Origin of the sequence: Streptomyces torulosus, from assembly GCF_001419765.1 — a bacterium.
In the GTDB taxonomy this organism is placed as follows: Bacteria; Actinomycetota; Actinomycetes; order Streptomycetales; family Streptomycetaceae; genus Streptomyces; species Streptomyces torulosus.
Genome location: NZ_LIRK01000688.1, coordinates 1 through 7,362 on the forward strand (window position 1 = coordinate 1; position 7,362 = coordinate 7,362).

Below are 7,362 nucleotides of genomic sequence, written 5' to 3' on the forward strand. Positions count from 1 at the left end.
CCGTGGACCCGTCGGGCGACACGACGATGCTCTTGTCGCCCGACGGGTCCACGGTGATCAGGGCGACCCCGGTGGGCGCACCGCCGACCAGCACCCCCGTCGTGTCGACCCCCGCCGCGCGCTGCGAGTCCAGCAGCAGCCGGCCGTTGCCGTCGTCGCCGACCCGGGCCAGCAGCGCCGTACGGGCCCCGAGCCGGGCCGCCGCCACCGCCTGGTTGGCGCCCTTGCCGCCCGGATGCACGGCCAGGTCGGAGCCGAGCACCGTCTCACCGGCCCCCGGCCGCCGCTCGACACCGATCACCAGGTCGGCGTTGGCCGATCCCACGACCAGGAGGTCGTAGTCGTACATGAAGCATCTCCCTGTGCTGGGTTGGAGCCGCCCACCGGCCGGTCGCGCCGACGGGCGGAAATGCCGAGGTGGCCGGACGGGGCCGCGTGCTCCCCGTCCGGCCACCGCATCCTGTCAGCCGCCGAACTCGGCCACGTTCTTCGCCGTGACCACCTTCACCGGCACCATCACCGACTTCTTCACCTTCTCGCCCTCGGCCGCCCGCACCGCGTTGCGCACCGCGATCCTGCCGAGTTCGGCGGGCTGCTGCGCGACCGACGCGTACAGCGTGCCGCCCTCGACGGCCTTCAGACCGTCGGCGGTGCCGTCGAAGCCGATGACCTGGACGGACTTCCCGGCCTTGGCGCCGAGCGCCTTGATCGCGCCGAGCGCCATCTCGTCGTTCTCCGCGAAGACACCGTCGACGTCGGGGTTGGCCTGGAGGAGGTTCGTCATCACGTCGAGGCCCTTGGTGCGGTCCCAGTCGGCGGGCTGCTTGGCGAGGACCTTGATGCCCGGGTACGCCTTCAGACCCTCGGCGAAGCCCGCGCCGCGCTCCCGGCTGGCGGAGGTGCCCGCCTGGCCCTGGAGGATGACGATCTCGCCCTTGCCGCCCAGCTTCTCCGCGAGCCCCTTCGCGGCCAGCTTCCCGCCGCTGACGTTGTCGGAGGCGACGAGGGCGGCCGTGTTCGCGCCGTTGACCGCCCGGTCGACGGCCACCAGCGGGATGTCCGCCTTGTTCACGGCCTTCGCCGCCGGGGTCACCGCGTCGGAGTCCACCGGGTTCACGATGATCGTGCCGAGACCTTCACTGGTGAAGTTCTGCAACTGGTTGGCCTGCTGCGAGGCGTCGTTCTGCGCGTCCGTCACGGACAGGTCGACGCCCAGCTTCTTCGCCTCGTCCTGCGCGCCGGCGCGGATCTGCACGAAGAAGGGGTTGTTCAGCGTGGACAGCGACAGCCCGATCTTCTGGCTCTTGGCCGCCGACGAACCGCTGTGCAGGAAGGACGTCGCGCCCACGACCGCCGCCGCGACCACCGCCGCCAGGATGTACGTCAGCGCCTGCTTGCCCCGGTCGCCCGAGCCACCGGTCCCGGCGGCCACGGGGGTCGCCCCGGCCTTGCGGCGGACCGTGTCGAGGAGCACCGCCAGCGCGATCACCACACCGATGACGACCTGCTGCCAGAACGCCGACACCGACAGCAGGTTGAGGCCGTTGCGCAGCACCGCCAGGATCAGCGCGCCGATCAGCGTCCCGGACGCCTTGCCCGTGCCGCCGGCCAGGGAGGCGCCGCCGATGACGACCGCCGCGATCGCGTCCAGCTCGTAGCCCTGCGCGGCCTGCGGCTGCGCGGACGACAGCCGGGAGGCCAGCACGATGCCCGCCGCCGCGGCGAACAGCCCGGACAGGGCGTAGATCACGAGCTTCTGCCGCTTCACCCGCAGACCGGAGAGCCGGGCCGCCTCCTCGTTGCCGCCGATCGCGTACATGGCCCGCCCGATGTACGTCCGGCCCAGGATCACCGCCGTGATCAGACCCATGACGACCATCACCAGGACGGGCACCGGCAGCCAGCCGCCCAGGTTGTCACCGAGGTGCGACACCGACTCCGGGAACGCGATCGGGCTGCCCTGCGAGATCACCAGCGACAGACCGCGCCCCACCGACAGCATCGCGAGCGTCGCGATGAACGGCGGCAGCTTCCCGTACGAGACGAGGAAGCCGTTGACGAGACCGCACGCGATGCCGGTGACGATCGCGAGGAGGACGGCTATCGGGACCGGCACCCCCTCCGACGTGGCGCTCCACGCCAGCACGGTCGCCGACAGGGCCGCCACCGAACCCACCGACAGGTCGATGCCCGCCGAGACGATCACGAAGGTCACACCGAAGGCGAGGATGGCGGTGACGGCCGCCTGGACGCCGATGTTCAGCAGGTTGTCGGCCGTCAGGAAGTCGCCGGACAGCACCGACATCGCGACGACGAGGACGATGAGGGCGCTCAGCGCGCCGTTGTCGAGCAGGGTTCTGCGCAGGCCCGAGGGGCCACTCGCGCCCGTCGTGCTCTTGAGCGTGTCAGCGGCCACCGGTGGCCTCCGTTCCGGTCGTGGTGGTGTGCGGGGTGGTGGTGTGCGGGGTGGACACGGCGAGCGCCATCACCGCGTCCTGGGTGGCCTCGGCGGCGGGCAGTTCGCCCGCGATCCGCCCCTGGGCCATGACGATCACCCGGTCGCTCATACCGAGCACCTCGGGCAGATCGCTGGAGATCATCAGGACGGCGGCGCCGGCGGCCGTCAGCTCGTTGATCAGCTCGTAGATCTCGACCTTCGCGCCGACGTCGATACCGCGCGTCGGCTCGTCGAGGATCAGCACCTTGGTGTCCGCGAGCAGCCACTTGCCGATGACGACCTTCTGCTGGTTGCCGCCGGACAGCGTCCGCACCGACTGGCCCAGCCCGGCCATGCGCACGCCCAACTGCTCGGCGACCCGCGCCGCGTTCGCCCGCTGCCCCTTGAGGTCGACGAACCCGCCCCTGGTCGCGCCCCGCAGGGTGACCAGACCGAGGTTCTCCTCCACCGAGGCGTCCAGCACCAGCCCCTGGCCCTTGCGGTCCTCGGGGACGAGACCGACGCCCGCGGTCATCGCCGCGTTGACGTCGTGCCGGGGGACCGGGGTACCGGAGACCTTCACGGCCCCCTTGTCGTACGGGTCGGCGCCGAACACGGCCCGCACGACCTCCGTACGGCCGGCCCCGACGAGCCCGGCGATGCCGACGACCTCACCGGCTCGCACCTCGAAGCTCACGTCGTGGAACACGCCGTCCCGCGTGAGCCCCTCGACGGCCAGCAGCGCCTCCCCGGAGTCCGGCCGCCGACGCGGGTACTGCTGCTCGATCGACCGGCCCACCATGAGCCGTACGAGCTCCTCCTCGGGTGTGGACGCCGGAACCTGCCCGACACTCCTCCCGTCCCGGATCACCGTCACCCGGTCACCCAGCGCGGCGATCTCCTCCAGATGGTGGGTGATGAAGACGACGCCCACGCCGTCCTCGCGCAGCCTGCGCACGATCGCGAAGAGCTTCTCGACCTCCTCGGTCGTCAGCACGGCCGTCGGCTCGTCCATGATCAGCACGCGCGCGTCCAGGCTGAGGGCCTTCGCGATCTCGACCATCTGGAGCCGCGCGATACCGAGCTCACGGACCCGCGCGCGGGGCGACACGTCCACGCCGACCCGCTCCAGCAGGACGGCGGCGTCCGCCTCCATCCGCTTGCGGTCGATCATCCCGAAGCGGCGCGGCTGCCGCCCCAGGAAGATGTTCTCGGCGACCGTCAGATCGGGTACGAGGTTGAACTCCTGGTAGATCGTCGCGATCCCGAGGCGCTCGGAGTCCTGCGCGCCGTGGATGCGCACCTCCTCGCCGCCGGCCAGGATCCGCCCGGCGTCGGGCGTGTAGGCACCGGAGAGCATCTTGATGAGCGTGCTCTTGCCGGCGCCGTTCTCACCGAGCAGTACGTGCACCTCGCCCCGGCGCAGATCGAAGTCGACGCCGTCCAGCGCGACCACACCGGGGAAGGACTTCCGTATGCCTTCGATGCGCAGCAACTCGTCCGGGTTGCTCACGTCTGGCTCCTGTTCGTTACGGGGGACGGCTGTGGGGAAGCCGGTCGCTCGGGGGGAGCGGTCTCGCCGCACGAGCGGCGTACGACGAGCCGGGCGGGGAGGGTGACGGACTGCGGGGGCCGCCCCTCGATGCGGTCGACCAGCGCGCGCACGGCGGCGCGCCCCAGCTCGCCCGTGGGCTGGGCGATCGCCGTGATCGGCGGATCGGTGTGCACGAACCAGGGGATGTCGTCGAAGGCGGCCAGCGCGATGTCGTCGGGAACCCGCATCCCACGCGCGCGTACCGCGTCCAGCGCGCCGAGCGCCATCAGGTTGTCGGCCGCGAACACGGCCTCGGGCGGCGTGGCCAGATCGAGGAAGCCCTCGGTGACCCGGCGCCCGCTCTCGGCCTGGAAGTCGCCCTGCCCTATGTAGTCCTCGGGCAGGTCGAGCCCGTACGCCTGCAGCGCCTCACGGAAGGCCGCCACACGCTCCTGGCCGGTCGTGGTCGCCGCCGGGCCCGCGATGATGGCCAGCCGCCGGTGCCCGAGCCCGTGCAGATGCGCCACGAGATCCCGCACGGCGGCCTGCCCGTCGGCCCGGACCACCGGCACGTCCACACCCGGGATCCACCGGTCCACGAACACCATCGGCGTGCCCGCCCGCACGGCGTCCAGCATCAGCGGGGAGCCGCCGTCGGTGGGGGAGACGAGCAGCCCGTCGATCCGCCGGTCGAGCAGGTTCCGCACATGGTGGTCCTGGAGGTCCGGCCGCTCGTCGGCGTTCCCGATGATCACGCTGTACCCGAGCGCGCGGGCCTCCTCCTCCACGGAGCGGGCCAGCTCCGTGAAGTACGGGTTCATCACGTCGCTGATGACCAGGCCGAGGGTGTGGGTCTGGTCGGTGCGCAGGGAGCGGGCGACGGCGTTCGGGCGGTAGCCCAGCGTCTCGACGGCGGCCAGCACCCGCGCGCGGGCGTCCGCGCTGACCGACGGATGGTCGTTCAGGACCCGCGACACCGTGGCGACGGAGACCCCCGCCTCGGCAGCGACGTCCTTGATGCTCGCCATCGCCGCTCCACCTCCTTGTGGAATCGATTACATCGACGCGTACGGGAGGATTGGAATCGATTACACGGGCGGAAACAAGGGGGTGGAGGTGGCCGAAATTCAATCGTGACCGAGGAGGGTGCCGGTGTGGGTGCGACGCGAGGATGCGGCCCGGTGGCGACCCGCCCGAAGCCTGCTCCGAATAACAAGACTTTTGTTAATGTGGCTCCATGGCTGCCACTCCCGCCCTTCCCCCTGGCGAGGGCCCCGTCCGTCCGGTCTCCGTCTCCCTCCATGAGGGCACGATCGCCGCGCTCAAGGCGCGCACCGGCAAGCGAGGCATGTCCGCCTACGTCGAAGCCCTCATCCAGCGCCAACTCGAACGGGACCGGCTGCGCGAACTCATCGAAGACGCGGAGGCCGAACACGGGCCGGTGGACCAGGCTGCGGTGGAGGCCAAGAGGGCGCTGCTGCGCGGTGACGCGGCCGGCTCGGCGGATGCCGCGTGAGCGGCACTCTCGTTCTGGACTGTGAAGGTCTGTCCAAACTCGTACACCGCTCACCCGAGCTCACCGAGTGGCTCGCGGCCGCCGAGGCCGAGGACATCCGGGTCATCGTCAGCTCCGTCACCCTCGTCGAGGCACGCGACCCCAGAACCAACCAGGCCCGCTTCGACTACGCGGCCTCCCGCGTGAACATCGTCCCGCCCACCGAGGCGACCGCCCGCCACGCCAGCAAGCTCCTTGCCGCCGCTGGACTCCATGGCCACAAGTACGCCCTGGACGCCATCGTCGCCGCCACCGCGCTGGCCTCGCCCGCCCCTGTGACCGTCCTGACCTCGGATCCGGAGGACCTCAGCATGCTGTGCGGCCCCGGTGTCCGCGTGATCAAGGCCTGACACTGCCGAAGGAATTGAGTTGCCACGCTCGCATCGCAGGCCGAACCCTTGCGCCTGTGACGACTATGGGAGAGCAGCCACCAAGTGACGCGGTCAGGCCGGTCGCGTTGGTGACCGGAGTCGGTCGGTCCGCCGGCATCGGCGCGGGCGTCGCCCACCGGCTGGCCGAGGCGGGTTGGAACGTCGCCTTCACGTACTGGACGCCGTACGACGCCCGCATGGCCTGGGGCGCGGAGGCGGGGGCCGCGGACACCATCGCCGAGGCGTTGGCCGAGCGGGGCGCCGACTCGGTGGGGGTGGAGGCGGACCTGGCCGACCCGGAGGCGGCGGAGCGTGTCTTCGCCGAGGCCGAACGTCGCCTGGGCGGCATCACCGCCTTGGTGATGTGCCACTGCGAGTCGGTCGACTCCGGTCTGCTCGACACCACGCTGGAAAGCTTCGACCGTCACTTCGCGGTCAACGCCCGTGCCACCTGGCTGTTGATCCGCGAGTACGGCCGCCGCTTCCACGGAACTCCGGGGACCGGACGCATCATCAGCCTCACCAGCGACCACACCGTCGGCAACCTGCCCTACGGAGCAAGCAAGGGCGCACTCGACCGCATCACCCTGGCAGCCGCCCAGGAGCTCTCCCACCTCGGGATCACCGCCAACGTGATCAACCCCGGTCCGGTGGACACGGGTTGGATGTCCGAGGACATCCGGGAACACGTACTGGGTCGGACGCCGCTGGGCCGTCTGGGCAGCCCGCAGGACACCGCGCATCTCGTGGAGTTCCTGTGCTCACCGCAGGGCCAGTGGATCAACGGGCAGCTCCTGAAGAGCAACGGCGGATTCGCCGACTGATCGCCCGACCCGACGGTGCGGCGTCGTCGTGCGCCACCAGGACGCCGTTGCTGATCAGACGGACCGGGAGAGCTGTTCGCGCACCCAGCCGGGGTCGGGGTTGGTGTGGGGCCGGCCCGCCACGACGACGGTCGGCACGGTCTCGTTGCCGTCGTTGGCCACCCGCACCTCTGCCGCTCCCGCCGGGTCACGCCAGATGTTCACCCAGTACGCCCGCCGGGCACTGCGGCCCAGCCGCAGGCGCAGTCGTATGCAGTACGTGCAGCCCGGCCGCCAGAAGACGACGGGCCGGCCGTCGACCGCACTGCGACGTTGCGCCTCTATGGCGCCGATGGACTTAGGGAAGACCAGGGGCGAGTTCACGCCGGCGAGCGCAAGGAACACCACCAGGAGCACCGCGGCCGTACCGACGTCCCCCTTGACGATCTGCGCGGCCACGACGGCCGAGCCGCAGAGCACGAACAGCATCGGTAGGAGCCAGGCACGCATCATGGTGACGCAGCCTAGCGATGAGCCGGACTGATGCCCGCCCGGTGGGGGCGCCCTACGCTGCGGTCAGCTCGCACCACACGTACTTGCCCGGACTGCCGAACCTGGCGGACGGCGTCCACCCCCAGTACCGCGTGCACGCCGCGACGAGC

8 protein-coding genes are annotated in these 7,362 nt (G+C 71.1%); 3 read left to right on the forward strand and 5 right to left on the reverse strand.

The genetic code is table 11. From position 1 onward, the window contains the following. From AOK23_RS37440 to AOK23_RS37455, 4 genes are all read right to left on the reverse strand, one after another. Window positions 1–349, reverse strand: a 349-nt coding sequence (locus AOK23_RS37440) for a PfkB family carbohydrate kinase (RefSeq protein ID WP_240496735.1), incomplete at its 3' end; no start/stop codon positions are given. A gap of 114 nt (window positions 350–463) precedes the next feature. Further along, entirely contained in the window at window positions 464–2,416 is a 1,953-nt protein-coding gene (locus tag AOK23_RS37445; RefSeq protein WP_055716939.1) for an ABC transporter permease/substrate-binding protein, read from the reverse strand. Beyond that, window positions 2,406–3,950 (reverse strand): sugar ABC transporter ATP-binding protein, encoded by a 1,545-nt coding sequence (locus AOK23_RS37450; protein WP_055716940.1) that lies wholly within the window; start codon window positions 3,948–3,950, stop codon window positions 2,406–2,408. Before AOK23_RS37450 ends, AOK23_RS37445 begins: the two co-directional genes overlap by 11 nt. Continuing rightward, entirely contained in the window at window positions 3,947–4,999 is a 1,053-nt protein-coding gene (locus tag AOK23_RS37455; protein WP_055716941.1) for a LacI family DNA-binding transcriptional regulator, read from the reverse strand. The genes AOK23_RS37450 and AOK23_RS37455 overlap by 4 nt, the downstream gene beginning before the upstream one ends. 209 nt (window positions 5,000–5,208) lie before the next feature. Between AOK23_RS37455 and AOK23_RS37460 the strand changes: the two genes are divergently transcribed. The 3 genes from AOK23_RS37460 (at window position 5,209) to AOK23_RS37470 (ending at window position 6,721) form a co-directional block, all read left to right on the forward strand. Continuing rightward, on the forward strand, window positions 5,209–5,487 hold the full coding sequence (locus tag AOK23_RS37460; protein WP_055716942.1) for a hypothetical protein: 279 nt from the start codon (window positions 5,209–5,211) through the stop codon (window positions 5,485–5,487). Continuing rightward, a complete protein-coding gene (locus AOK23_RS37465; RefSeq protein WP_055716943.1) occupies window positions 5,484–5,876 on the forward strand; it encodes a type II toxin-antitoxin system VapC family toxin in 393 nt (130 codons plus the stop codon). The genes AOK23_RS37460 and AOK23_RS37465 overlap by 4 nt, the downstream gene beginning before the upstream one ends. Before the next feature lie 65 nt (window positions 5,877–5,941). Continuing rightward, complete coding sequence (locus tag AOK23_RS37470; RefSeq protein ID WP_055716944.1) at window positions 5,942–6,721, forward strand: SDR family oxidoreductase; 780 nt, start codon at window positions 5,942–5,944, stop codon at window positions 6,719–6,721. Between the two features lie 54 nt (window positions 6,722–6,775). On the opposite strand, the gene AOK23_RS37475 is transcribed toward AOK23_RS37470, so the two are convergent. After that, window positions 6,776–7,213: a glutaredoxin domain-containing protein gene (locus AOK23_RS37475; RefSeq protein ID WP_055716945.1), complete on the reverse strand. Its 438-nt coding sequence runs from the start codon at window positions 7,211–7,213 to the stop codon at window positions 6,776–6,778. Window positions 7,214–7,362 lie beyond the last annotated feature (149 nt).